This window comes from Pontibacter sp. CAU 1760 (assembly GCF_054482735.1).
Window position 1 is genome coordinate 13,321 of sequence record NZ_JBTLRL010000007.1, and the last position, 21,908, is coordinate 35,228.

Annotated in this window: 26 protein-coding genes; 9 read left to right on the top strand and 17 right to left on the bottom strand. The window is 48.0% G+C overall.

Annotated elements, in window-relative coordinates; translation table 11 throughout:
* Nucleotides 1-8: 8 nt before the first annotated feature.
* Complete coding sequence (gene rplU / locus ACXYMU_RS11200; RefSeq protein WP_458986478.1) at nt 9-320, bottom strand: 50S ribosomal protein L21; 312 nt, start codon at nt 318-320, stop codon at nt 9-11.
* A gap of 621 nt (nt 321-941) precedes the next feature.
* On the opposite strand from rplU, the gene ACXYMU_RS11205 reads away from it, so the two are divergent.
* The 3 genes from ACXYMU_RS11205 to ACXYMU_RS11215 all read left to right on the top strand — a co-directional run bounded on the left by ACXYMU_RS11205 (nt 942) and on the right by ACXYMU_RS11215 (nt 5,753).
* Nucleotides 942-1,910 (top strand): ribonucleoside-diphosphate reductase small subunit, encoded by a 969-nt coding sequence (locus ACXYMU_RS11205; RefSeq protein ID WP_458986479.1) that lies wholly within the window; start codon nt 942-944, stop codon nt 1,908-1,910.
* Nucleotides 1,911-2,285: 375 nt separating this feature from the next.
* Nucleotides 2,286-4,667, top strand: a complete 2,382-nt coding sequence (locus ACXYMU_RS11210) for a ribonucleoside-diphosphate reductase subunit alpha (RefSeq protein WP_458986480.1) — start codon at nt 2,286-2,288, stop codon at nt 4,665-4,667.
* Between the two features lie 135 nt (nt 4,668-4,802).
* Entirely contained in the window at nt 4,803-5,753 is a 951-nt protein-coding gene (locus ACXYMU_RS11215) for a restriction endonuclease (RefSeq protein WP_458986481.1), read from the top strand.
* A 530-nt stretch (nt 5,754-6,283) separates the two neighbouring features.
* On the opposite strand, the gene ACXYMU_RS11220 is transcribed toward ACXYMU_RS11215, so the two are convergent.
* The 10 genes from ACXYMU_RS11220 to ACXYMU_RS11265 form a co-directional block, all read right to left on the bottom strand.
* Nucleotides 6,284-6,691 (bottom strand): hypothetical protein, encoded by a 408-nt coding sequence (locus ACXYMU_RS11220; protein WP_458986482.1) that lies wholly within the window; start codon nt 6,689-6,691, stop codon nt 6,284-6,286.
* Nucleotides 6,692-6,876: 185 nt separating this feature from the next.
* Entirely contained in the window at nt 6,877-7,608 is a 732-nt protein-coding gene (locus ACXYMU_RS11225; protein ID WP_458986483.1) for a hypothetical protein, read from the bottom strand.
* A 563-nt stretch (nt 7,609-8,171) separates the two neighbouring features.
* Nucleotides 8,172-8,582 (bottom strand): hypothetical protein, encoded by a 411-nt coding sequence (locus tag ACXYMU_RS11230; RefSeq protein ID WP_458986484.1) that lies wholly within the window; start codon nt 8,580-8,582, stop codon nt 8,172-8,174.
* A 288-nt stretch (nt 8,583-8,870) separates the two neighbouring features.
* Complete coding sequence (locus ACXYMU_RS11235; RefSeq protein ID WP_458986485.1) at nt 8,871-9,182, bottom strand: Dabb family protein; 312 nt, start codon at nt 9,180-9,182, stop codon at nt 8,871-8,873.
* Nucleotides 9,183-9,533: 351 nt separating this feature from the next.
* Nucleotides 9,534-9,938: a hypothetical protein gene (locus ACXYMU_RS11240; RefSeq protein ID WP_458986486.1), complete on the bottom strand. Its 405-nt coding sequence runs from the start codon at nt 9,936-9,938 to the stop codon at nt 9,534-9,536.
* 210 nt (nt 9,939-10,148) lie between these two features.
* A complete protein-coding gene (locus tag ACXYMU_RS11245) occupies nt 10,149-10,418 on the bottom strand; it encodes a hypothetical protein (RefSeq protein WP_458986487.1) in 270 nt (89 codons plus the stop codon).
* A 95-nt stretch (nt 10,419-10,513) separates the two neighbouring features.
* Entirely contained in the window at nt 10,514-10,885 is a 372-nt protein-coding gene (locus ACXYMU_RS11250) for a hypothetical protein (protein ID WP_458986488.1), read from the bottom strand.
* Nucleotides 10,886-11,082: 197 nt separating this feature from the next.
* On the bottom strand, nt 11,083-11,724 hold the full coding sequence (locus ACXYMU_RS11255) for an OmpA family protein (protein WP_458986489.1): 642 nt from the start codon (nt 11,722-11,724) through the stop codon (nt 11,083-11,085).
* Nucleotides 11,725-12,012: 288 nt separating this feature from the next.
* On the bottom strand, nt 12,013-12,630 hold the full coding sequence (locus ACXYMU_RS11260) for an OmpA family protein (RefSeq protein WP_458986490.1): 618 nt from the start codon (nt 12,628-12,630) through the stop codon (nt 12,013-12,015).
* Nucleotides 12,631-12,776: 146 nt separating this feature from the next.
* A complete protein-coding gene (locus tag ACXYMU_RS11265) occupies nt 12,777-14,492 on the bottom strand; it encodes a T9SS type A sorting domain-containing protein (RefSeq protein ID WP_458986491.1) in 1,716 nt (571 codons plus the stop codon).
* A gap of 557 nt (nt 14,493-15,049) precedes the next feature.
* On the opposite strand from ACXYMU_RS11265, the gene ACXYMU_RS11270 reads away from it, so the two are divergent.
* Complete coding sequence (locus tag ACXYMU_RS11270; protein ID WP_458986492.1) at nt 15,050-15,436, top strand: Hsp20/alpha crystallin family protein; 387 nt, start codon at nt 15,050-15,052, stop codon at nt 15,434-15,436.
* 55 nt (nt 15,437-15,491) lie between these two features.
* Here ACXYMU_RS11270 and ACXYMU_RS11275 read toward each other — a convergent pair whose 3' ends face one another.
* Together ACXYMU_RS11275 and ACXYMU_RS11280 are read right to left on the bottom strand one after the other, a co-directional pair.
* Nucleotides 15,492-15,749, bottom strand: coding sequence for a hypothetical protein (locus ACXYMU_RS11275; RefSeq protein ID WP_458986493.1), 258 nt, complete (start codon nt 15,747-15,749; stop codon nt 15,492-15,494).
* A gap of 200 nt (nt 15,750-15,949) precedes the next feature.
* Entirely contained in the window at nt 15,950-16,120 is a 171-nt protein-coding gene (locus ACXYMU_RS11280; RefSeq protein WP_458986494.1) for a hypothetical protein, read from the bottom strand.
* A 326-nt stretch (nt 16,121-16,446) separates the two neighbouring features.
* On the opposite strand from ACXYMU_RS11280, the gene ACXYMU_RS11285 reads away from it, so the two are divergent.
* Genes ACXYMU_RS11285 through ACXYMU_RS11295 form a run of 3 tightly spaced genes read left to right on the top strand, consistent with a single transcriptional unit; the run spans nt 16,447 to nt 18,015 of the window.
* Nucleotides 16,447-16,917, top strand: a complete 471-nt coding sequence (locus tag ACXYMU_RS11285) for a GNAT family N-acetyltransferase (RefSeq protein ID WP_458986495.1) — start codon at nt 16,447-16,449, stop codon at nt 16,915-16,917.
* Nucleotides 16,914-17,219: a hypothetical protein gene (locus ACXYMU_RS11290; protein WP_458986496.1), complete on the top strand. Its 306-nt coding sequence runs from the start codon at nt 16,914-16,916 to the stop codon at nt 17,217-17,219. The genes ACXYMU_RS11285 and ACXYMU_RS11290 overlap by 4 nt, the downstream gene beginning before the upstream one ends.
* Nucleotides 17,220-17,271: 52 nt before the next feature.
* Entirely contained in the window at nt 17,272-18,015 is a 744-nt protein-coding gene (locus ACXYMU_RS11295) for a hypothetical protein (protein WP_458986497.1), read from the top strand.
* Nucleotides 18,016-18,111: 96 nt separating this feature from the next.
* Here ACXYMU_RS11295 and ACXYMU_RS11300 read toward each other — a convergent pair whose 3' ends face one another.
* Nucleotides 18,112-18,462 carry an MmcQ/YjbR family DNA-binding protein gene (locus ACXYMU_RS11300; protein WP_458986498.1) on the bottom strand — a complete coding sequence of 117 codons (351 nt, stop codon included), beginning with the start codon at nt 18,460-18,462 and terminating at the stop codon, nt 18,112-18,114.
* Nucleotides 18,463-18,681: 219 nt separating this feature from the next.
* Between ACXYMU_RS11300 and ACXYMU_RS11305 the strand changes: the two genes are divergently transcribed.
* Nucleotides 18,682-19,131 (top strand): septal ring lytic transglycosylase RlpA family protein, encoded by a 450-nt coding sequence (locus tag ACXYMU_RS11305; RefSeq protein WP_458986499.1) that lies wholly within the window; start codon nt 18,682-18,684, stop codon nt 19,129-19,131.
* A 133-nt stretch (nt 19,132-19,264) separates the two neighbouring features.
* Nucleotides 19,265-19,627 (top strand): hypothetical protein, encoded by a 363-nt coding sequence (locus tag ACXYMU_RS11310; RefSeq protein ID WP_458986500.1) that lies wholly within the window; start codon nt 19,265-19,267, stop codon nt 19,625-19,627.
* Between the two features lie 274 nt (nt 19,628-19,901).
* Here ACXYMU_RS11310 and ACXYMU_RS11315 read toward each other — a convergent pair whose 3' ends face one another.
* From ACXYMU_RS11315 to ACXYMU_RS11325, 3 genes are all read right to left on the bottom strand, one after another.
* On the bottom strand, nt 19,902-20,654 hold the full coding sequence (locus ACXYMU_RS11315) for a ZIP family metal transporter (RefSeq protein WP_458986501.1): 753 nt from the start codon (nt 20,652-20,654) through the stop codon (nt 19,902-19,904).
* Nucleotides 20,655-20,660: 6 nt separating this feature from the next.
* Complete coding sequence (locus ACXYMU_RS11320) at nt 20,661-21,398, bottom strand: SAM-dependent methyltransferase (RefSeq protein ID WP_458986502.1); 738 nt, start codon at nt 21,396-21,398, stop codon at nt 20,661-20,663.
* Nucleotides 21,399-21,549: 151 nt separating this feature from the next.
* On the bottom strand, nt 21,550-21,840 hold the full coding sequence (locus ACXYMU_RS11325; protein WP_458986503.1) for a hypothetical protein: 291 nt from the start codon (nt 21,838-21,840) through the stop codon (nt 21,550-21,552).
* Between the last annotated feature and the right edge of the window lie 68 nt (nt 21,841-21,908).

Here is a 21,908-nt window from a genome sequence, read left to right on the forward strand (position 1 = left end):
CTTACTGCTTATCCAATGCTCTCGATCAGGACCTTGGTGAAGTGCTGGCGGTGGCCATTCTTCTTCTTGTATCCTTTTCTTCTCTTCTTTTTGAAAACGATCACTTTGTCGCCTTTCACAGTGCTGGTAAGGATTTTACCTACCACCTTCACACCTTCTACGAAAGGAGCACCCAAAGTAACAGTGCCGTTATCATCAGTAAGAAGAACATTGGCGAACTCAACGGCGTCACCCTCATTGCCGGAAAGCTTGTTAGCGTAGATGAACTTGCCGCTCTCTACTTTGGTCTGTTGACCTGCGATTTCTACAATTGCGTACATCAGCTTCAATGTATATTTAAAAGTTTAGTGCGCAAAGGTACGGCACTTATTCAATAAATGCAACGGCTTGTGCCACAAATTGTTCGTGCATTGCACCCAAACATTACCCACATCCGTGGATAACTTTGTTGATATCTCCGACACAAATCTACATGCTTGTGAATAACGCTCGCAACCAGTTACACACCAATGATTTACACTCAAACAGGATTCTTATGATTTTCCACAAATTGCACCAAAATTTGTATCTCAAGGGGTCGGCGCTGCGCAGATATGTGCGCTTTTAGCTTTCCTTTACTCTTGTGTTGCTATCCACAGAGTTACACACATTTACAACTGCCAAAACCCCTCCCAGGCAGGCTATATACATACATTTCAATATTTTAGGTTGATTATATAGACGGCTGGCAGTGTGGATAACTATGTGAATTTAGGCTAAAAACGGCCCAGGCTTTCAACTGAGAGGATGTGCATAAATTGAACAACTTTAACCCCGCATTTCAAGTTCAATTCTCTATATTTGAAGTCTAGATAATCGCCGGTAAAGCTTTCGCTAAACATATTCATCCGGTCATATGTTCTGAGGGCAAATGCTCTTCAACAAACTTAACACAATATATTATGAATGATATGGAGCCAATACTGAAAGAGAATCCCAACCGCTTCGTTTTGTTTCCGATTCAGAATGATGAGGTTTGGCAAATGTATAAGAAGGCAGAAGCCAGCTTCTGGACCGCCGAAGAGATAGACCTGGGTCAGGACCTGAAAGACTGGGAGAACCTGAACGACGGCGAGCGCCACTTCATTAGCCACGTGCTGGCTTTCTTTGCGGCCTCTGACGGCATCGTGAACGAGAACCTGGCCGTGAACTTCATGAACGAGGTGCAGATTCCGGAGGCGCGTTGCTTCTATGGCTTCCAAATCATGATGGAGAACATTCACTCAGAAACCTACTCGTTGCTGATTGATACCTACGTAAAAAAGCAAAGCGAGAAAGACCACCTGTTCAATGCACTCGAGACCGTTCCGGCGGTAGGCAGAAAAGGCGAGTGGGCCTTGAAGTGGATCGAGAGCGAGAACTTTGCAGAGCGCCTGATCGCTTTTGCAGCGGTGGAAGGCATTTTCTTCTCTGGTTCTTTCTGCTCTATCTTCTGGATGAAAAAGCGTGGCCTGATGCCGGGCTTAACCTTCTCGAACGAGCTCATCAGCCGCGATGAAGGATTGCATTGCGACTTTGCCTGCCTGCTTTATAAGATGCTGGTGAACAAACTGCCTGAGGCACGCGTGCAGGAAATCATCCGCGACGCAGTTAGCATCGAGCAGGAGTTTGTAACAGACGCTTTGCCGGTAGACCTGATCGGGATGAACTCAAAGCTGATGAACCAATACATCGAGTTTGTGGCTGACCGCCTGTTGCTGGAGTTAGGCTGCGGCAAGATCTACAACTCCACCAACCCATTCGACTTCATGGAAATGATATCGCTGCAGGGCAAGACCAACTTCTTTGAGAAGCGCGTAGGGGAGTACCAGAAAGCAGGAGTTGGCGGCGACAAAGACAAAAAGATCTTCTCGCTGGACGAGGACTTTTAATATAGCAGACGCTTTAGTAAATTTAAGAAGCCAAAGGGAAAGCCTTTCTTTTCCCACTCCATATAGTACGCTTACACATACATAAATATTAAGTCCTGGCTTTGGCAGGTTCTACATCGGTTGGAGCCAGGCACTATACCCTGTCAGGGAGAGTGAACACTGCCCGATGGGATATCTACCCCCTGCTGTATAGCAGAAACGTTTAGCTTAACCGATAACTAATTGCACTACAACGCTTTATATCGCACCATGCGTATGGGCAGATTGTGTGGCATCTCATAAGTAATTCCGGCAACTGTAGTGGCAGCGGCCTTACCCTATACCTGTACCATATTGATAACCCGGGCCTTTAGAACCCGCTAATATTATACGCCTATGTTAGTAGTTAAACGCGACGGCAGACGCGAATCCGTTAAATTCGACAAGATTACAGCACGCATCGAGAAGCTGTGCTACGGCCTCCACATGGATTATGTGTCGCCGATAGAGGTGGCCAAGAAGGTGATCGACGGCATCTACGACGGAGTGACCACCGTGGAGCTGGACAACCTGGCTGCTGAGACCGCTGCTTCCCTGACGACCAAGCACCCGGACTATGCGGTGCTGGCGGCACGTGTGGCGATCTCGAACCTGCACAAGGTTACCAGCAAGTCGTTCTCCAATACCATGAAGCGCCTCTATACCTACGAGGACCCGAAAACAGGGGAGAATGCCTCGCTGATTGCGAAGGATGTGTATGAGATTGTGCGCAAAAACGCCGCATTGCTCGACTCCACCATCATCTACGACCGTGACTACAATTACGATTACTTTGGCTATAAGACACTGGAGCGCTCTTACCTGCTTCGCCTGGATGGCAAGATAGTGGAGCGCCCGCAGCATATGCTGATGCGTGTGGCCGTGGGTATACACAAGGAGGACATCGAATCTGCCATCGAGACTTATAACCTGATGTCGGAGAAGTGGTTTACCCACGCCACGCCAACATTGTTCAACGCCGGCACACCAAAGCCGCAGCTGTCTTCGTGCTTCCTGCTGACGATGAAGGACGACAGCATACCAGGCATTTACGACACGCTGAAGCAGTGCGCGCAGATCTCGCAGAGCGCCGGCGGTATCGGCCTGAGCATCCATAACGTGCGTGCCACGGGTTCCTACATCAAAGGCACCAACGGTACTTCTAACGGTATCATCCCGATGCTGAAGGTGTTTAACGATACGGCCCGCTACGTGGACCAGGGCGGCGGCAAGCGCAAAGGTGCTTTCGCGATTTACCTGGAGCCCTGGCACGCTGATATCTTCGACTTCCTGGACCTGAAAAAGAACCACGGTAAAGAAGAAAACCGCGCCCGTGACCTGTTCTACGCCCTCTGGACGCCGGACTTGTTTATGAAGCGCGTGGAAGAAAACGGCGACTGGAGCCTGTTCTGCCCGCACGAAGCGCCTGGCCTGGCGGATTGCTGGGGCAAGGACTTCGAGCGCCTATATGAGAAGTATGAGCGCGAAGGCCGTGCCCGCAAAACTGTGAAGGCGCAGGAGCTTTGGTTTGCCGTGCTGGAGTCGCAGGTAGAGACGGGTACGCCATACATGCTGTACAAAGACCACGCAAACCGCAAGTCGAATCAGCAGAACCTGGGCACTATTAAGAGCTCTAACCTGTGTACCGAGATTATGGAGTATACAGCCGAGGACGAGGTGGCCGTTTGTAACCTAGCATCGCTGGCCCTGCCGCGCTTTATAAAGGAAGAGAACAACACGAAGACCTTCGACCACCAGAAGCTGTTTGATGTGACGTACCATGCGACCGTTAACCTGAACAAGGTGATTGACATCAACTACTACCCGGTACCTGAAGCACGCAACTCAAACCTGCGCCACCGCCCAATCGGCTTAGGTGTACAGGGCCTTGCGGATACCTTTATTCACCTGCGCATGCCATTCGAGAGCGATGAAGCACGCGGCCTGAACAAGGATATCTTCGAGACCATTTACTTCGCAGCCATGACCGCCTCGAAGGACCTGGCCAAGAAAAATGGTGCCTACGAGACCTTTAAGGGTTCTCCGCTGTCAGAAGGCAAGTTTCAGTTTGACCTGTGGAATATTACGCCAGAGTCGGGACGCTGGGACTGGGAGGAACTGCGCCAGGAAGTGATGAAGCACGGTGTGCGAAACTCGCTGCTAGTAGCGCCAATGCCAACGGCCTCTACTGCCCAGATCCTAGGTAACAACGAGTCGTTTGAGCCTTATACCTCTAACATTTACCTGCGCCGCGTGCTGTCTGGTGAGTTTATGGTCGTGAACAAGCACCTGCTGAAAGACTTGATCGCACTGGGCATCTGGAACGACAACATGAAGAACCAGATCATCGCGGCCAATGGCTCGGTACAGGATATCCCGAATATCCCGCAGCACATCAAGGACCTGTACAAGACGGTATGGGAGATCAGCCAGCGTACGGTAATTGACATGAGTGCCGAGCGCGGTGCCTATATCTGCCAGAGCCAGTCGCTGAACCTGCACGTGCAGAACGTGAACTTCGGCAAGCTGACCTCGATGCACTTCCATGCCTGGAAGCAGGGCTTGAAGACGGGTATGTATTACCTGCGCACCAAGTCGGCTGTAGATGCCATCAAGTTCACGGTAGAGAAACAGGCCGCCGAAACCCTTTCGCCGGTTTACAGCAACCAGGACCAGAACCGCAACGACATGAGTTGCTCGCTGGATAACCCAGACGCTTGCGAAGCTTGCGGGTCGTAAATTAACTAAAGAAGGAGGGTACATCGCCCTCCTTTTTCTTTGCCCACCTATCGTTCATCCCATGTTACAGCTTGTGCCCTGCTAGCTGATGGAATTGTGCTGTTTATACTTTATATTAAGATTCAACTAAAAGGAATGAACCCATATATAATCTCTAAAGAAATACTTGACGCACTACGCGAATGCATACTCAATATCTTTTGGCCTAAAACTGATGTACTAGATTTCTTTCAATCATGTGGGTGTCCGGTGCATCCATTAAAGGAGCTTCAAGGCAAAAAGCAAGATTTTTCAAGGAAAGAAATAGTAGATATTGTTTTTAAGCACCTTTGCCAAAACTATGACGATGGAATTGGACCAATAAGAAGGATGGTTCATGAATTAGAGAATTGGTCTACATACAACAGCATTCATTTTGAGGTTGGAGGAAACTTAAATATCCAGAAAGCTAGGAATGCTGTTGTTCACTTGAAGAAGCTACGAGAATATAAAGACTCGCAGCTACGAGAGACAATAATTAAAAGGCAGGAATCACATCAAGCAGCGCAGCGTGCGCTTACAATCGAGAACTTAAGAAAGACTTTCTATTTACTCCATAAGGGTAAAAATGAAAATGGCGGTGAAATTAACCTGCAAAAACACGGGTATTTGCTAGAGACATTTTTAAGAGATCTTGCCATGTCAGAGGGTTTAACAACAACTGAATCCTTTAGTTTTAACATTCTTGGTGAACAAATTGACGGTGCTATCAAATATGATGGCGAGCATTATATAATAGAAGCTAAGTGGCAAGAAAAATTAGTAGCCCCTAATGCACTTTATCAGTTTGCATATAAGGTAGAAGGAAAAATGTACGGAAGAGGTATTTTTATATCAATTAATGGCTTTTCTTCCGAGTCTGTTAATGCTTTGACAAAAGGTAAATCATTAAAAAGCATACTTATCGATGGGGCTGATTTGACACTTATTGTTGAAGGGATCTATACTTTCACTGAAATGCTCGACAAAAAAATAAGGGCAGCTCAAACTATGGGGAATATTTATGTTGATGCATATAGCATGAAAGAAAAATATTTGGCTGCTTAGCAACTAAACACGCCATCCATAGAATAACACCTCATTCATACAGATCCCTGCAGGAGTTATACAAGTTGCGAGGTCTGGCTATGCACGCTTTGCAGACCTATTACCTTCTTTCAATAAGAGAAGTCGTACTAGCGAACACACCTGCAACTTCCTCACATACATGTTTTATACCCAAGCCGTCAACCTAACAGAGCATTGTCATTTCGCCCAGCGGGAGAAATCTGGATCAGTACCTAAGATGGTGAAGTTCAGATTTCTCCCGCTGGGCGAAATAACAGCGTTGGACCGTTCATCCTGGAGTTAGCGGCATTGGATTTATACCTGTCTCTATCGCCAAACAAACCAACATCTCCTGCTGTCGCGAAGCTGTTGTGTATACTATGGTAGGAGGGGTGGGGCTAACCGCAACAGCTGCGATTTAGTATGGGGTGCTGCAGGTTGCGGTGAAGCAAACAGGCAAGCCTAGAAGGTAAATTCGCTGCTACCGAAAAGAAGAGGAGGGCAGGAGCAGGTGATGGGGTGGCAGACTTCTAAAATGGCTCCTCCATCAGCCAATTCATGGCCTCTTCCTCGGTGTCGAAGTGGCGGAAAGTCAGGTGCAGGTCCAGGGTATGGCCTTTTGACACCATGGCATCAACAGCCTTGTTATTGTCTTCGTAAATGGAGGGAATACGCGCCATGCGCAGTAACGAGCTGTTAGCCATGCGGGGCACATGTACATCCAGGCTCCACTGCAGGTCGGCGGGGGTAATGGGCTTCATCTGCCGGTCGTCCGATAGCCAACGGGTCAGGGAATAGCGATCAATCAACTCTACTGTGAGCAGATAAGCCTCTCGAAGCTCTTCGCCCTGCAAACTGCCTGACCACACGGCTTTTCCCAAGCTTGCTTCTTTATCGTACTGTAGGCTGACAAAGCTATTCCTGAAGTACTCCTCCATGATATATTTAATTATGCATATGTTTATATATTAATGCTAAATTAATATATATCAAAGATAAAAGACAACTATATTGCGATTGCATCAAAGTAATTTCTATTCCTGCTGTGCTCATTGGCTGGCTTTGAGCCCATGCAAGCAGGTAAATTTTACAAACACACCTGTACCGTAAACCTAAAAGCTGGCTAAGGCGCCAGCTTTACCTCGATGGTGTTATAGTATAAACGCGTAGTGCCTTCAAACCCAGAGTCTGTTCCTATGATAACCCAGAGGCTCCCGTTGCCATCCGTTGTAATGCTCACGGGGTTCTGCTTGTTGTCGCGCTGAATCAGGGTATATTTTGATTCATCACCCGCAATGCCGATCGTACCCAGCTTTACCATGTCTTTCCCGCCTAACGACTGGCCTCCCTTGTCAATGTTCATCCGAACATCGTCTTCCACCACCACAGGCATCGGCTCAGTGGTTGTGCCCCCGGCTTTCAGATACACACTGCCTCCGGGGCTACCGCCAATGCCAACCGACTTTTCGAGGTACATGGATGCCAGCTCCACCACAAAAGTGGCTTTGTAGGTTTTGTTCGGCTCCAACCCGGTAATCTGCTTTTTCATAAACATGAAAAGGTCGTCGCTGATGTTGCGGCCAGAAATCAGCATCGACTTCCCTGAGCTATTTACCTCGGCGGGAAGGTCAGCGTGCTGATACACGAATTCGAAGCGTGCCGTGTCCCAGTCTTTGGGGTAATCGGCAAAGCCGCCTTCCCACCCTTCGGGCCCGCTATCGAACATGTAAGTGAATGTTTCGGCAGGCACGGCTATATCGCCCCCTTTATCATCATCGCAGCCAAGCGTGAAATACGCAAGCAACAACAGTAAATAACCGGTAAAGCTTTTTTTAGTGAAGACTATTGTTTTCATAGTGTCAGTTAATAAAAAAATCATTGTACATGATATAAATTACGGCAGGGAAAAAGCTGAAGTTTAACACCGCTTTTTTTCGTATCGCGCTGTTTGACACATACTTAAGCACAAAAACGGAAGCATTAGTCCTCCCTTTGTGCTTTACAGGCAATTTTTTGTGTTGCGCGTTACCCTACTCGCGAAAAAGAGGAGTTTATTGTTTGGTGGCCACTACAACCGCCACACGCCGGTTCAGCTGGTGGCCACGGGCCGTGGCATTGGTCGCCCTCAGGATTAAAGCGGCGACAACGAAGCATATATACCCTTAACGACCTTAATATCTGCTGCAAGAGGTGTAGGCTCTACTAGTCGCAAACTTAGGTGGTTGTCGGTGAGAACATCAACAATGGCGGGCACGGCAGGTGAGAACTGCAACAGGCATACGACCAACAGCGAATACCTTCGAGAGCAGGTTATACAGATAAAAAAGAACTGCGAAGCCACCGCGCACCTGCCCCGAAGCATTTCGAGCACTCCTGCGGGCATCTGAGCCAGTGAACTGAGCTAATACTATCTAAGGCTTAATTCAAAAGAGGCTCTTTTAGCCAGGCCATTGCCATTACCTTGTTGTCAAAGTCTTTTGTCACCAGGTCGCTTTGGCCCTCTGCCCGTTTATAGATTTGCTCTACTGCATATTTGTTAAAGAAGTCTTCGGATACCAGAACGGCGTTGCGGCGCACGTTGGAGTGCTGAAGCCGGGGCAGGATGTGCGCAACAAACCACTCCTGGTCTGCCTGCCGGATAACCCGCATCTTGCGGTTGTCGCCCAGCCACCTCAGCGGTTTGTACTGCTCTATCATGGTAATGCAGGTTGTGATAGCTTCTCTAAACTCAGTACTGCTCAGGAAGCCTTCCCAGACAGCTATGCCTAATTGCAATTCTTCATCGTACGTGATCGTAACCACATGATTCTGGAAGTAAGTAATCGGCATAAATAAGGACGTAGTCCCCCTTGGTGAACCACAAATTTAGCTTTTAGGCGCGAAGGGGCAACACAAAAGCACAGATAAATTAAGAGGAACAACTACCTCTGACAAGTCATAGCAATTTTCCGCTGACTTGCATGAAAAGGGCATTAACACCAATAGCCACAGCCCATCTGCTTGCTGCCAAGTGGCTATACAGCCGCACTTATACCACTACGTGATTTGTAGGAAAATCTGCTATAAGGGCACTCGCAGCATGCACGCCAGAGGCTAAAATAAACTATTCAATCGTTCCTACTCAGATGGAGCAGGAACATAGTCTACCACAAAGGCATCCTCCAGGATATTCAGCTGGCCTAGCAGTTCACCAAACTTTTTATGCTCCGGGTGAGGAAGATAGGTGTTACGGGCGGCGGCATCTTCGAACGTCACTTGGTACACGTGGGTGAAGCCGAGGTTTTTACCCTCCGGGCTGTCGTTTACGCCGTGCTCAAAGGCAACTATACCCGGAATCTTATCTTGCAATTCACCAAAGGCCTGCGTCACTTGCTCAATCTGCTCAGGGGTGGCAGAAGGCTTGTACTTAAATACGACAATGTGCTTCATTTGCTTTGTATCTGAATTTTGACATCCTGTAAGAAATAGTACAACAGAGAAAAATAGCACTGCTAAACGTAGACCTGTAATTTTTTTCATGCTCAGATATATCTTATAGTGTCGTCATTAAAACATAACTCTATGATAGGTATAATAATCAGGATGTGCAACTGATGCCGGCTGTTAAGGGCTTTAAACATTAATAAAATTATAATGCTTTATACCATAGATAATATAAAAGCTTCTATGCTTTGCCGCTTGTAAGCAAGATCGCTAAAGTAGTCCTTTAGCAGCTACAGCAATACAAAAGTATTGGGCGGTGTAGTAAAGGCCCTGAGGGAATGATTGAGCGTACTGAGTTTAAAACGGCTGCAACAGCCATTCCATGGCATCCTCTTCATTATTGAAATTGCGAAAATCCAGGTGCATCTCCATGTCATTGCCTTTTGACACCATCGTATCAATCGCATCGTTATTAGCTTCGTGCATAGAGGGGAGGCGCGCCATGCGCCGTAGCGAACTGGCGGCTATGCGGGGAACGTGCACTTGCAGGCTCCATTCTAAATCGGCAGGACTAATAGGCTTCATTTGCCGGTCATCAGATAACCATCGGGTTAAAGAGTACCTGTCTATCAACTCTACCGTCAGCAGATAGGCCTCCCGAAGCTCTTCTCCCTGCAAACTGCCGCGCCACACCGCTTTTCCCAACCTTACTTCCTTGTCATATTGCAAACTGACAAAGCTGTTCCTGAAGTAATCTTCCATAATACATTAATATACATATTTATGTATATATTAAAAGCAAATTAATAAATTTAAATACTAAAAGACAAATTTTGACGAATTTTAAATCCCTTTAACTGACAAACATTGCTTCATAGTTCATTTTAGGTATAAATTCACAAGACCTACGATAAATTACTAAACAAAGATGTCTTTGCGTTATTTAAGGCATAATACAAAATCAGCACATGCTTACGGTGCTACGTTTACTTCAATGGTATTATAGTATAACCGCGTGGTTCCTTCAAACCCCGAGTCAGTTCCTATAATCACCCATAAACTCCCGTTGTTATCAGTTGTAATCTCCACCGGACTTTGTTGGTTGTCGCGCTGAATCAGGGTATACTGCAAATCTTCTCCTGCGATACCGACAGTACCTAGGTTCACCATGTCCTTTCCTCCCTGCGATTGGTTGCCTTTATCGATATTCATCCTGATACTACCGCCCGTCTCTATTGGCATAAGCTCCGCTTTGGAACCACCTGCTTTCAGGAAAACGCTCGCTTCAGGACTGCCGCCTATACCTGCTCAGTTTTCCGGATACATCGAGGCGAATTCTATTTGGTCACCTGGTACGTATGGTTGGGCTCAAGGCCGGTAATTTGCTTCTTCATAAACATAAAGAGGTCATCACTGATGTTACGGCCCGAGATCAGTATACCCTTCCCTTGCCGGTTCACCTCTGCAGGCAGGTCAGCGTGCCTGCAGACAAACTCAAAGCGGGTAGTATCCCATTCTTTCGGGTAATCGGCAAAGCCGCCTTCCCATTCTGTTGCGCCACCCTTAAAATCAAATGTCACTGTCTCAGCAGGCAGGGCATTGTCTTCTGTATTGTCCTCGCAGCTAAAAGCCAGGAAAGCAAATAAGATGAGAAAGCAACATGTTAAATTCTTGCGTAGTTGGTTAACTGTTTTTATAGTGCTAAGCATTGTGATCGCAATTGACTTGTTGACTGTTCTGAAGTACAAGAGGCAAGGCTTCTGAGCTTGGTTAGCGTGAGCATTACCTATTCTTTAAAGCTTTGATGGGTGCCATAAAAAAAGAGGAAGCCTCGGCCTCCTCTGGTGTATTATCTGGTTGGCGACTTGGCGCTGCCTTGGTAATTCCTATACTAAGCAGGCCGACTTCATTCTCGTGTGGCAACCACCACGGCTACGCGGCGGTTTAACTGGCGCCCACGGGCGGTGGCATTGGTAGCAATTGGCTTGCCCTCGCCCACGGCCTGTATCGAAATACGGGACGCGTCTATACCGCCTTTGCTCTGCAGCCAGTCTTTTACAGTGTTGGCGCGTTCGGCGGCCAGTTCTTTGTTATAGCTCTTGCTGGCTAACGAGTCTGTGTGGCCAAATACCCGGATAGGGCCAGCGCTGCTCACTTCTTTGATAGCGGAGGCAATGGCCTGCAGTTTGTCGCCTGCTCCAGCACGCAGCTGCGCTTTATCCAGGTCGAAGAGAATGCGCTCGTCCATGGTATAGATGTTATAGCCATCGCTTCCGCCACGCATCTCAACGCCGCTTTTGCTAAGCTCAGTATTCTCGATGACCGGGGCCTCAAAATCGATGTTGGCCCAGAAGCCTTCCCCTAGCGTATTTATTTCTGCACCGTCAGCCTCCAAGCGTCCGTCCTGTCCAACATCCCCATACATAACGGCGGTATCGGCTGCGGCTATGTCGCCTACGTCTGCTGCAGAATCTACTTCCTTACTTGTCTCGCTGCAACCCACCATCAGGCCGGCTGCCAATAATATTGCTGTGATATTTGTCTTCATAGTTTTGAGTTAACTTGTACTAATAAAATTTACGGAGCTGATCCGAATGAGTTTAGAATAGCCAAATTTGCACTTTCCCATTAGAATGGAATTTCAGGACAAAATGCCGCAAGTTAGAAAACACAAAAATGAGCTGCTGAATCCTTACTGAGCGCTGTGGCCTAGCAATGACGGCATCATGGGAGAAAGGGAAAGCCAAATCAAAAAAAAGCGCTAGCACAAGCTGTAATCGCTCCTGCTAGCGCTTTCCCGGAAGGTATAAAAGCCCCGTTTAAAGGGCTGCTTGCGTTATTTGTTAACTACCACAATTTCTACGCGGCGGTTCTGCTGACGGCCTTGAGCGGTTTCGTTGGTTGCCTCCGGCATACGCTCGCCCATCGACACAACCTTCATGCGGTTCATGTCTAATCCGCTGTTATTAATCAGCCAGTTCTCGACGGCCTTTGCCCGTTCTTTGCCCAGTTCTTTATTATAGGCGTCGCTTGCTCGCGCGTCTGTGAAGCCATATACCCGGATGGTGCTTTCACGGTCGCGGTCTTTTATCTTTTTCACGATCTGCTGCAGCTTCTCTTCGCCGCTGCTTCGGATTTGGGCTTTGTCCGTGTCGAACATAATATCCTCCCCGACACTATAAATCTGGTACTTATCATCCCCTCGTACATCCACCCCGGCATTCATCAGCTCCGCATCCTCGATTTTAGGAGCATCAAAATTTACTTCTTTAAATTCTTCCTCGTCGGCTGCCAGTGCCGTCATGGCGTTGGTTTCGTCAAAAAGCACAGCAGTGTCAGGAGTCGCGAGTTCGCGCACATCTTCCGCACTATCTACTTCTTTGTTTGTTTCGCTGCAACTTGCCATTATACCTGCACTTAGTAACATAGCGGCTGTTGTTAGTTTTAATTTCATAGTTTTTCTATTTGGTTCGGTTAATTGTACGCAACCGTTAGCCTCCTGTTTAATGTCGTAACCACGATTGCTCCTTAACAGCGGAGCCCTTGCCTGATCCGGCAAGGGCTCCGCTGCAGGTAGTAAGGTTATGAATTATGCCTAGCTTATCGCTTTACAAAACGCTGGGTTTCGCGCTGCCCGGCGTTGCTTACCGACACAAAGTACACGCCTTGTGTCAGATGCTGCACTGGCAATAGCAGCTCGCGGTCAGCTACGTTTGCAAACTGGGCTACTGTTTTGCCTGTGGCATCCATGACCACTACTTGGTGCAAACCGGATGTTTTCAGGCTGATCGTTACCTCAGACGAAGCTGCTGTTGGGTATACGCTAGCCATGGCTACAACTTCCCGGCCTTGGTTGGCTACCTCCAGGGCAACTATATGAGAGAAATTCACCTTGCCATCAAAGTCGACCTGGCGCAGACGGTAGTAGTTGATTCCAGCCGCCGGGTTTGTGTCTGTGAAGTTGTAGGCAGTGGCTGTGCTGCTGGTGCCTTTGCCTGTCACCTCGCCAATTTTGTCGAAGTTCTTCGCATCCAGGCTGCGCTCTACCACAAACTTCTCGTTGTTCAGTTCAGAAGCTGTTACCCAGTTAAGCTTCATATTGCCGTTCAGATAGCTTCCTTTGAAAGACGTTAACTCCACGGGTAGCGTCGTGATGGCGTTGTCGTTAGACCATGCAAGGTTAGAGATGGCAACTGCCTGTCTTCCTTTTGCCGCATCTTCGTTAAAATAGCGGATCACCACTTTGTCTACCTCCCTAACGAAAGAGATCGTTACGTTGCCTTTCTCTGAGTTAACTTTTGAGTCCACTGCAGTGGCCTTTGCCTGCAGGGAGTTGTTGCTGTATTCATTCTCGATTCTTGGCAGGACCATATTTTTAGTTACCGCCACTTTTACACCTGCATTGTAGCCGATCACTTCTACTCTGTCTTTGTACTGGCCACTCGACTGGTCTATGTCTAGGAGAGAGAACGTTAAGCCTGAAACGCTTTTGCTGAGTTGCAGGTTAACCTCTGTACCTGCCACAGAAGATGCTCCGCTGCTGTGCATCAGGGTCAGCGTGTTTCGCTTCTGGAAGTTTGAGGTTACAGCCGCAGTCTCAACAACGGCGCCTGTGCCAATGGCAGCTCTTGTCCAGCGCAGCGTAACGCCATCTACCTGGTAAGGATTGTTTTGGGAGGCTGAAGTCGTAAAAGGGTTCTCGTTCACCGGTCGGTCGTTCCAGTTGAAAGTTGAGGTGCCCAGTACCGGAGCGCCCTGTATCATCACATCGTCGATGGCATAGTAGTCTGTGTTAGAATTGTTCACGCTGATTGCCCAACGGAAACGCACATTTGGCTGATTATCAACGGCAGCCGGAAGAGTGATTGCTCTGGTTCCCCAAGTAAAGAAATCAGTGGTTTTGCTGTACTCGCCCACCTTCACGAAGGTAGTTCCATCCAGGCTGTACTCCAGCGTTACAGGGTTTGTATTGTCTATTTTCGAGAACGTATTACCACCTGTTCTTGATACGCCTTCATGGCCATTGTCTTTTCTCCAGTACTGAGTTCTGAACTCCTTCCAAGAGATTCTGATGTTGCGTAGGTTATAAGTTGAGATACCGTTGTTGATAACCATGCTGCTTGCCAGGGCATCAGCCTTACGGTAGTTACCCGCAGTGTAGAGCGTATCAGCATAAGCCTCTGTGTTAGCCGACACGAAGTTGCCTGTCACGCCGCTTACTGTATTATTAAAGTTCTCGTGATAAACTATTACCTGCGCTTTAGCTGTAATTGAGAAAGCGATCAAAACCAGAAGAAGAATGTAAACTTTTTTCATAACCTTATACTTATGCTATCCCTATATGAAAGAAGCATGCCAATACAACTATATAAGATTATTGAAATGGAGCTGCCGGCCCATCTTCCCACTTACCAATAACACAAGACATTAATTACCAGCTAGTTATCCCAAACATCAGGTCAATGCTTAACCAATACAAAGACTCGCACTTTTTCTTTATGCTACATGATGCCCCTAGTTAAATTTCCCATGCATGGAAACAATCCAGTGCAATTGGCTTCAAATTCCCATATATGGAAACATGTATAGGGAGTACTCAAAAAGGAATTTTGTTAACTTAAGATCACCTTTACGCCTCCTCTCTAAATGTACTGACCGCTAAATGCTACGAATGATTTAGACGAACGAATCAATAGCAATATTCCATTGCTGCACCTCTCATAAAAATGACAAATTGACTTTAAAATAGGGTTCATATTACGCTGCACGGCCATTATGACATAATAATGCCACTAAAACCCTGATTCTTCTCATTGCTGATACTTGGCATCGCGTTTGCAATATTCCATTCGAACATGAAAGAGGAGAAAGACATGAAATTGATAAAAGATAAAAAATTCCTGAAGAATATAGCCCAACAGATTGATTTATTAAACACTCTTGGCGGTGGCGTAAGCGAAACCTACTTAGACATAAAAAAATACAAGAAAGGCGCTATTATCAATGTTTGGGCTGCAGGGGTAGACCCAGAGGATTTCAAAGTGGTGCTGCATAACAACCAGCTGACAATCTTCTCGGTTCTGCACAGCAAAGAGAATCCTGAATTGGCTGCGCCGTTGTTTAACCGCGTCTTTGTACTGCCCCCGCAAGTGGACCAAAGCCAGGTTGAGGCGGTATACCAGGACGGGCAGTTGGCTGTGAAGTTGCCTTTCTACGAAAGCACCGACCACCCCCGCGAAATAGAAATCAAACACTTATAATAAACGAAGCAGGCTACTCATTTGGGTAGCCTGCTTCGTTTAAGACGGATCATACTTATAAGAACCTGGCTTTGACGATAGAGGTGATGTAATCGTATACCTCCACGGTTTCCTTATCAAAATCGAAGGTTTGGTAAGTGTCGGCGGTGGACTTCATCACCCGGCAACCATTCTCAATCATCATAAAGATTAACTCCCGAAGCCGATAGGGGTGGCCGGCTATATTCAACATGCATATGGCATCGCTGCTCTCCACGTGCAGGAACATGTGTTCCACGTGGTGCTCATCGTTCATCACGTTCTCTTCAAACATACAGTACGCTACTTGTAAAACTATACTAGTAAAGCGACAGATGCTTTAAAAAGTGCCATACCTTCCAATAAATTATAGCAGAGGGAATAGTATCAAGCGCAAACTACCTCGAGATCAACAGAAAAGACTTGTAACAAAGTAAACAGCAGAATTGGACAGGAAACGCAATTGGATTTGTGGGGCAATAAAAAACCCACCCTTTAAGGACGGGTATTCATTAAGCGAAAAGCCTCGGCGCGCGAAATGTCTTTCTCGATCACAATAGGAGGGTCATCCTCCTTTGCCACCACTAATTTGAATATGTTCTTACCATCCTGGTAGAAAATCAAAGTAGTGAGGCCTTCGTACCCGACACTAAAAATTTTGCGCACCTTCTTATCGCTGTATAAATTATAATTATCTAATGTTATATTTCGTATTAGCTTCATATCCCTGCAATCTCCTGGTATTTTAACGATTTATACCCTGCCAATTGTTTCAAAATACTGTAAAGGTGCAACTATTATCTTCAGATAATAATAATTAAGAGGGAATAACCTTTACCTTCAGGTATCGAATATCTGGCCTATAGCTTATCTTTGCCTATCTGCAGCTGCCAAGGCCCTGGTGTACATACTGGTTTTATAGTGTATGGGGTTTGCAAAGAAACAGTTATAGCCAGCTTCAGAATTGCACAAAAAAGCTGTATTTACCTTCTATGGATAAGCCTTTGCCCTCTATGTCAGCCGAGCCCGCTTTTAATGTGCAGGAGCTACACGGGCTTGGCACCATGCTGGAGCAGCACGGCCTTATCCTGCAGCTGAACCCCAGCATGTCGGCACCACGCTACAGAGAACTGCTCCTGCAGATGCTGCCTAACGGCTACCGCATGGTGGGTGCCTTTAACCAGGAAGGGCAGTGCGTGGGACTCTCGGGGTTCTGGATCAACACCAAGCTTTATAGCGGCAAATACCTGGAGCCCGACAATTTTGTAGTGGATGCCGCTTACCGCTCGGCAGGTGTGGGCAAACTGCTTGCTGACTGGATGTTGCAAGAGGCTGAGCGCCAGAACTGCGATACCGTGATGCTGGACGCCTATGTGACCAACGCCCCTGCCCACCGTTTCTATTTCCGCGAAGGCTTTCACGTCAAGAGCTTTCACTTCTTCAAAAGTATCACGAAAGCATGAACAAGGTAAAACACAGTTGGGGCCTCTGGCTCTTTTACTTCATAGTGTTTGAGGTGGTGGTGTACTTCGGGTTGGAGTGGCTGCTCTCCGGCATAGGCCTCAGCAACCAGTACCAGGCTGAAAACACCATTGTACCCAACTGGGTGAAGGCGGTTACGTTTATACTGTTATACCTGCTTTGTCTTCTTTTTGTCGTGATGCTGATCAGCAACACGGTGCCCAGCAAACACCGCCAGCACCTGATGCGCTGGGTATACCTGGCGCTGGCAGGAATGGCCGTGATGCTATTCCTGTTATTTTAGAAGCCAGAAGGGCTGAAACGACAATATTTACGGCTTTTATAAGTTTATAAAGATGATGAAAAACAGTTTTATTCTCCTGATAACCTGCCTGCTGGCGAGTTTTTCCAGCATGGCACAAACCGGAAACAACCGTCCTGGCCGGCACTTTCTGCAGCTCCAAAGCGGCGAGGTGATTTATGGCAACCGAATACAGTATAAATCGCCTATTTTTAAGTCGAGCTATTTCCTGGTAGATGATTCCCTGAAGTATAACCCTAGTATGGTGGGAGCCTTTATGAACGATGAGGGCTTTTTTGCAAGGGTAGAGGCTGGCAACAGTTACGATGACTTTGCAAAGCGACTGCTGGATGGCCCCCGTATCGATAAGTTCTATACCAGCCGCACCACGTACGATTACGGCTACTCGCCCTACAGGTACGGCTATGGTGGCCCACGCAGCAGCCGCAGGCGCATTTACTTCTTCTCGAAGGACAACGGCCCTCTCTACCTGCTGGATTACCAGAACCTGGAGCAGGCGCTCTCAGACAATGCATCCAGCATGGCACTGCTCAACAAGTACAAGAAGGATAAGTGGATTAATACCGGCGTGACGATCCTGGGCGGTGGACTACTGGCGGCCGGTGCTATATCTTCGTTTGGCAACTCGCAGGACGTAAACAACGGCGGCCAATTCAACGTGTCTCCACTAATGTATGCAGGGGCTGGAGTACTGGGGGCACAGTTTGTAATCAACCTCTTCCAGAAAGACAGGCTCACGCAGGCGATGGAAGTGTACAATTACCAACTAAACCAGTAAGCGCTTGCATTGGCCATACCACAAGCCGGCACAGTACGATGGATTCTGCGCCGGCTTTATTTCTTTAAGCCAGTAGAGAATCCTGATCTGGTACGCTCATATAGTTTCCAAGGCCTGTCGCTGCTCTTTAGGTAGCTTCGCTACTACCAACGCGTAAGATTGCCTGATATAAGCCTCCCAAGCGACCTTTCCCAACTGTCGGATATCCTTTGCCAGCACCCAGTTGTAACGTGCCGTGTATGGCGCAGGAGTAAAACCGGCCTGCTCGGACAAAGTCGCGAACTCCTCTGCTGGCACTTTAAAGGAGGCGCTTGTCGGTACCTGCTCTAGTGCCACAACCAGGAACATTTTACCAGCGACGCAAAAGCAGAGGTCATTCCCCCATTTAACGTCTTCCGTTATACCCGGTAGTTGGGCACAAATAGCCTGTAGTTCCTCTATCTCCATACATATGCTGCTGAGGCTTACCCCCTGACGCAGGGGCTTGCCTTTGCAAGATAAGGGATTGCCTCAAATTGGCTTTCTGTTGCAGAAAAGATTAACTAAGTTCAGACGCTGTGCGTTGCTAACAGTCGTTGCGCCAGCCAGGCGGCCTGCAACCACCAGTGGTGCGATATGACTAACCGAGTATACTCTTGATTCCATATTATTTTTCAGTAGATAAGCATGCTTCATCACATTTACGCTTTCAATACAAACAAGCTTAGCCGTCTCGTTTCCCGATGGGCCAAACACACCTTATGGATGTCCTGTGCAGCAATCACCCTTAGCTCCTGCGCCAGTAGTGCGCCGGCTTTTGGGGAGAAAGGCTATACCGAAAAAGGAAAAGCATCTTATTACGCCCGCAAGTTCGAGGGCCGCACCATGGCCAACGGCGATAAATACCGCCGGCGCAAGATGACGGCCGCTCACCGCACGCTACCCTTTGGAACCAGGGTAAAAGTAACGGATGCGCGCACCCGCAAAAGTGTGAAAGTGGAAATTACAGACCGTGGTCCCTTTGTTGCAGGGCGCATTGTGGACCTGTCGGAGAAAGCCGCCCGGCGACTGAATTATATAAAAGCTGGCGTTATCCCCGTCGAGCTGAAAGTTATTAAGCCAGCAAGTGGTCGCTGATGCTCATCACTCTTTGGCGCAAGTCTTCATATCTCTGAAAATCAAAATGTTACCACACTAAATAACTTTCAGTTTACTTTAAATCATCCTACTCAATTATTGTTTGGTCTTATTTAATTTGTTATTTTTGTGTGTGAAAAATTTATGGACATACCTCCAGAAGCTAACCTTGCCTGTAGCCATGCTGCTGGTATACTTCGCGGCCATAGCCTTTCATCAACAAAACACTGTTCCAGACGCACCTGCGTTGGGAACGCAAAACACTTCAGAGCCGATCACGCCTTCACTTTCTCAAACCAAAGACCTTGCGGCGCAGCAGGCCCCGGCGCCTGACAGCAAATCGGTGCTGGATGCAGAGGTACTCAACAACCCACTGGCTTACTTCAAAGATGCCTTTGCTGGCGAAGAGGACAAAGCAGAGGGCACACCATCTGCCGACCCCATCATACTTACCTTCAAGGCACTGGTAGCAGTCCTGCTGTCCACAATCATGTAGCTTGCCTCGGCAAAGCCCAGCTCACTTCCAGTACTGCTCTTTGGAAAGATTACTTCTTGTCACGCAAAACAATTGCGTGGGGGAGGAGGTTATACCTGTGTGGCAGGCATCTAAACCTGCGCGCAAAAGTTTAGTTGTGATTAAGTATATTTTGGCCAAAGCATTCCCTGCTTTGGCCTTTACTTTCACACCCGGCAGCACTTAGTTTCCGCAATGCTAAACTCGTGTGGTTAGCAGCACTGAAAATGACTTCAGGCTACTAGCAGCAGCGCGTCTATATAAAGTCGCTGCCCAGCGCCAGTGCCAACCCAAACAGCGTTGCAATAAGCTTTGTGCGGTTAAAGCGGTGGTCGGGGCTTGTTTCAAATAGAATGGTAGTGGAAATGTGCAGGAAGTTACCCGCTACCAAACCCGTCAGGGCCGTAAACACCAACCCATCTGGTGCCTGCTGCGGCAACACCACGTTACTGAAAAAGATACCCAGCGGCGAGCCTATGGCAAAAATCAACAACCACAGAAAGGCCTTCCGGAAGTTCTCGAGCCGCGACAGTAGCACCGACATCAGCGCAAAGGCGGCCGGTATATGATGCAACGCTACTCCCAATAGCACCAGGTAAAAGCTGTCGCTGGCGTGGGAATGGCCGGCATGCGGCTGCCGATAGTCTACCAGGATGCTGCCCTCCAGAAACGAATGCACAAACAAAGAGCCCAGCAGCAGGAACGGCATAGAGCCGATGCGCCCATGGTTATGGGTATGAATGTGCCCATGCTCGATGCCATGCGAAAACAGCTCCAGTACCAACTGCAGGAAGAAACCAGCCAGCACCCAGTAGCCCACGCCATATGCTTGCGTGGTGCTGTTCTGCAGCACATCGGGCAAGAGATGGATGATGGTAATAGAAAACAGGTAGGCCCCGCTAAACGACAGCGCGATCTTTAACCAATTGCTTTTTTGAGGCGGAAATACTTTCACTAGGAACCCTGACAGCACTACCGTGAAAAACAGGACAAATATGGCTACAATCATCAACAGTTATTTCTTTAGCACAAAAATCATCCGGTCGCTGGTTTCGCGCGCGAACGGGTTAAGGGTATAGTCTCCGAGCACCTCCACGAGCCGAAGTTGCACCAGTTGGAAGTATTCCTTGAAATCGTCTTCCCGAAGCGCCCGTACCCGCTCCCGGAAGTGGTACTGCTGGCCTGCATCGCAGAAGTAGATGTCTTTTACAATAAAGCCGTGTTCTACGCTTCGCCTGATCTGAAAGTTGATCCCCTGCACCTCCTTTTCCTCGTCCATCACCAGGTTTTCAATAACACGGTCAGTGTTCATGAAGTCAATCACCAGCTTACCGCCCGGCTTTATACTTTCGGCAATGGCTGAAAGCGCCACCACGTTATCAGTGTCGTGCTCAAAATAGCCGAAGCTGGTAAACAGGTTCAGCACGAAGTCGAAGTAGTTGGGCTTGTAGGGGTGGCGCATATCGTGCACATCAAAGTGCAGCGCTTCGCGTGTAAACTGCCGGGCATGCGCTATACTGGCCGCCGACAGGTCGATTCCGGTAACATCATACCCTTTTTGGTTGATGTAGATGGAGTGGCGGCCTTTGCCGCAGGCCAGGTCCAGGATACGCGCGCCGGGCTTTGGGTGCAGGTGCGATAACAGGCGGTCCATGAAGTGCTGGGCCTCCTGCAAGTCGCGGTTTTTATACAGAATGTGGTAATACGGGGAGTCGAACCAGGTGCTGAACCACTCCGTTTCCGGTTGCGCCATGATGCCTGAAAGCAATAAGGTTGCAAAGATAAGTGTTTTCTACTGAAACGATGTGCCAGAGCCATCGCGCCACCTGTGGCAACAGGTATAAAAAAACGCCTGCCGCTGCGCTAAGTCACGCAACGGCAGGCGTCAGGGTACTGGAGAGGGCTTAGTGCTCTTTGGTAGCGCCAAGTACTGTGTTCGTCTCAGTTGTCTCCAACAGGCTGTCGCCTTTTTGAATGGTGTTACCGCCCAAGTCACGGTCAGGCATTACCTCACTTTCGTTCGACTCGTGGTATACCTCATTCACTTTGCCAACATTGTAGGTTTCGCGTGTACCTGGCTCAACGGTGTCAACCGATACCTTCTGGTCCGGACGCAGGTCAGACGGAGTATCACAGGAAGTAGCCAGGAACAAACCGCATATGGCGGCAAATACTGCTGTTATGTTCTTATTCATCATGGTACGTTTTATACTATCTATATAACCACCGTGCTACCCGATAAGTTAGCCCGGTATTTGTATTA

What these genes read in the sequence shown, in the direction of transcription:
- ACXYMU_RS11225 (WP_458986483.1), bottom strand. Translation starts at nt 7,608, where the DNA reads ATGAAAACAATAGTCTTCACTAAAAAAAGCTTTACCGGTTATTTACTG.
- rplU (WP_458986478.1), bottom strand. Translation starts at nt 320, where the DNA reads ATGTACGCAATTGTAGAAATCGCAGGTCAACAGACCAAAGTAGAGAGC.
- ACXYMU_RS11265 (WP_458986491.1), bottom strand. Translation starts at nt 14,492, where the DNA reads ATGAAAAAAGTTTACATTCTTCTTCTGGTTTTGATCGCTTTCTCAATT.
- ACXYMU_RS11260 (WP_458986490.1), bottom strand. Translation starts at nt 12,630, where the DNA reads ATGAAATTAAAACTAACAACAGCCGCTATGTTACTAAGTGCAGGTATA.
- ACXYMU_RS11315 (WP_458986501.1), bottom strand. Translation starts at nt 20,654, where the DNA reads ATGATTGTAGCCATATTTGTCCTGTTTTTCACGGTAGTGCTGTCAGGG.
- ACXYMU_RS11205 (WP_458986479.1), top strand. Translation starts at nt 942, where the DNA reads ATGAATGATATGGAGCCAATACTGAAAGAGAATCCCAACCGCTTCGTT.
- ACXYMU_RS11235 (WP_458986485.1), bottom strand. Translation starts at nt 9,182, where the DNA reads ATGAAGCACATTGTCGTATTTAAGTACAAGCCTTCTGCCACCCCTGAG.
- ACXYMU_RS11295 (WP_458986497.1), top strand. Translation starts at nt 17,272, where the DNA reads ATGATGAAAAACAGTTTTATTCTCCTGATAACCTGCCTGCTGGCGAGT.
- ACXYMU_RS11255 (WP_458986489.1), bottom strand. Translation starts at nt 11,724, where the DNA reads ATGAAGACAAATATCACAGCAATATTATTGGCAGCCGGCCTGATGGTG.
- ACXYMU_RS11220 (WP_458986482.1), bottom strand. Translation starts at nt 6,691, where the DNA reads ATGGAGGAGTACTTCAGGAATAGCTTTGTCAGCCTACAGTACGATAAA.
- ACXYMU_RS11285 (WP_458986495.1), top strand. Translation starts at nt 16,447, where the DNA reads ATGGATAAGCCTTTGCCCTCTATGTCAGCCGAGCCCGCTTTTAATGTG.
- ACXYMU_RS11320 (WP_458986502.1), bottom strand. Translation starts at nt 21,398, where the DNA reads ATGGCGCAACCGGAAACGGAGTGGTTCAGCACCTGGTTCGACTCCCCG.
- ACXYMU_RS11245 (WP_458986487.1), bottom strand. Translation starts at nt 10,418, where the DNA reads ATGCCAATAGAGACGGGCGGTAGTATCAGGATGAATATCGATAAAGGC.
- ACXYMU_RS11305 (WP_458986499.1), top strand. Translation starts at nt 18,682, where the DNA reads ATGCTTCATCACATTTACGCTTTCAATACAAACAAGCTTAGCCGTCTC.
- ACXYMU_RS11240 (WP_458986486.1), bottom strand. Translation starts at nt 9,938, where the DNA reads ATGGAAGATTACTTCAGGAACAGCTTTGTCAGTTTGCAATATGACAAG.
- ACXYMU_RS11290 (WP_458986496.1), top strand. Translation starts at nt 16,914, where the DNA reads ATGAACAAGGTAAAACACAGTTGGGGCCTCTGGCTCTTTTACTTCATA.
- ACXYMU_RS11275 (WP_458986493.1), bottom strand. Translation starts at nt 15,749, where the DNA reads ATGTTTGAAGAGAACGTGATGAACGATGAGCACCACGTGGAACACATG.
- ACXYMU_RS11230 (WP_458986484.1), bottom strand. Translation starts at nt 8,582, where the DNA reads ATGCCGATTACTTACTTCCAGAATCATGTGGTTACGATCACGTACGAT.
- ACXYMU_RS11300 (WP_458986498.1), bottom strand. Translation starts at nt 18,462, where the DNA reads ATGGAGATAGAGGAACTACAGGCTATTTGTGCCCAACTACCGGGTATA.
- ACXYMU_RS11250 (WP_458986488.1), bottom strand. Translation starts at nt 10,885, where the DNA reads ATGCTTAGCACTATAAAAACAGTTAACCAACTACGCAAGAATTTAACA.
- ACXYMU_RS11215 (WP_458986481.1), top strand. Translation starts at nt 4,803, where the DNA reads ATGAACCCATATATAATCTCTAAAGAAATACTTGACGCACTACGCGAA.
- ACXYMU_RS11270 (WP_458986492.1), top strand. Translation starts at nt 15,050, where the DNA reads ATGAAATTGATAAAAGATAAAAAATTCCTGAAGAATATAGCCCAACAG.
- ACXYMU_RS11325 (WP_458986503.1), bottom strand. Translation starts at nt 21,840, where the DNA reads ATGAATAAGAACATAACAGCAGTATTTGCCGCCATATGCGGTTTGTTC.
- ACXYMU_RS11210 (WP_458986480.1), top strand. Translation starts at nt 2,286, where the DNA reads ATGTTAGTAGTTAAACGCGACGGCAGACGCGAATCCGTTAAATTCGAC.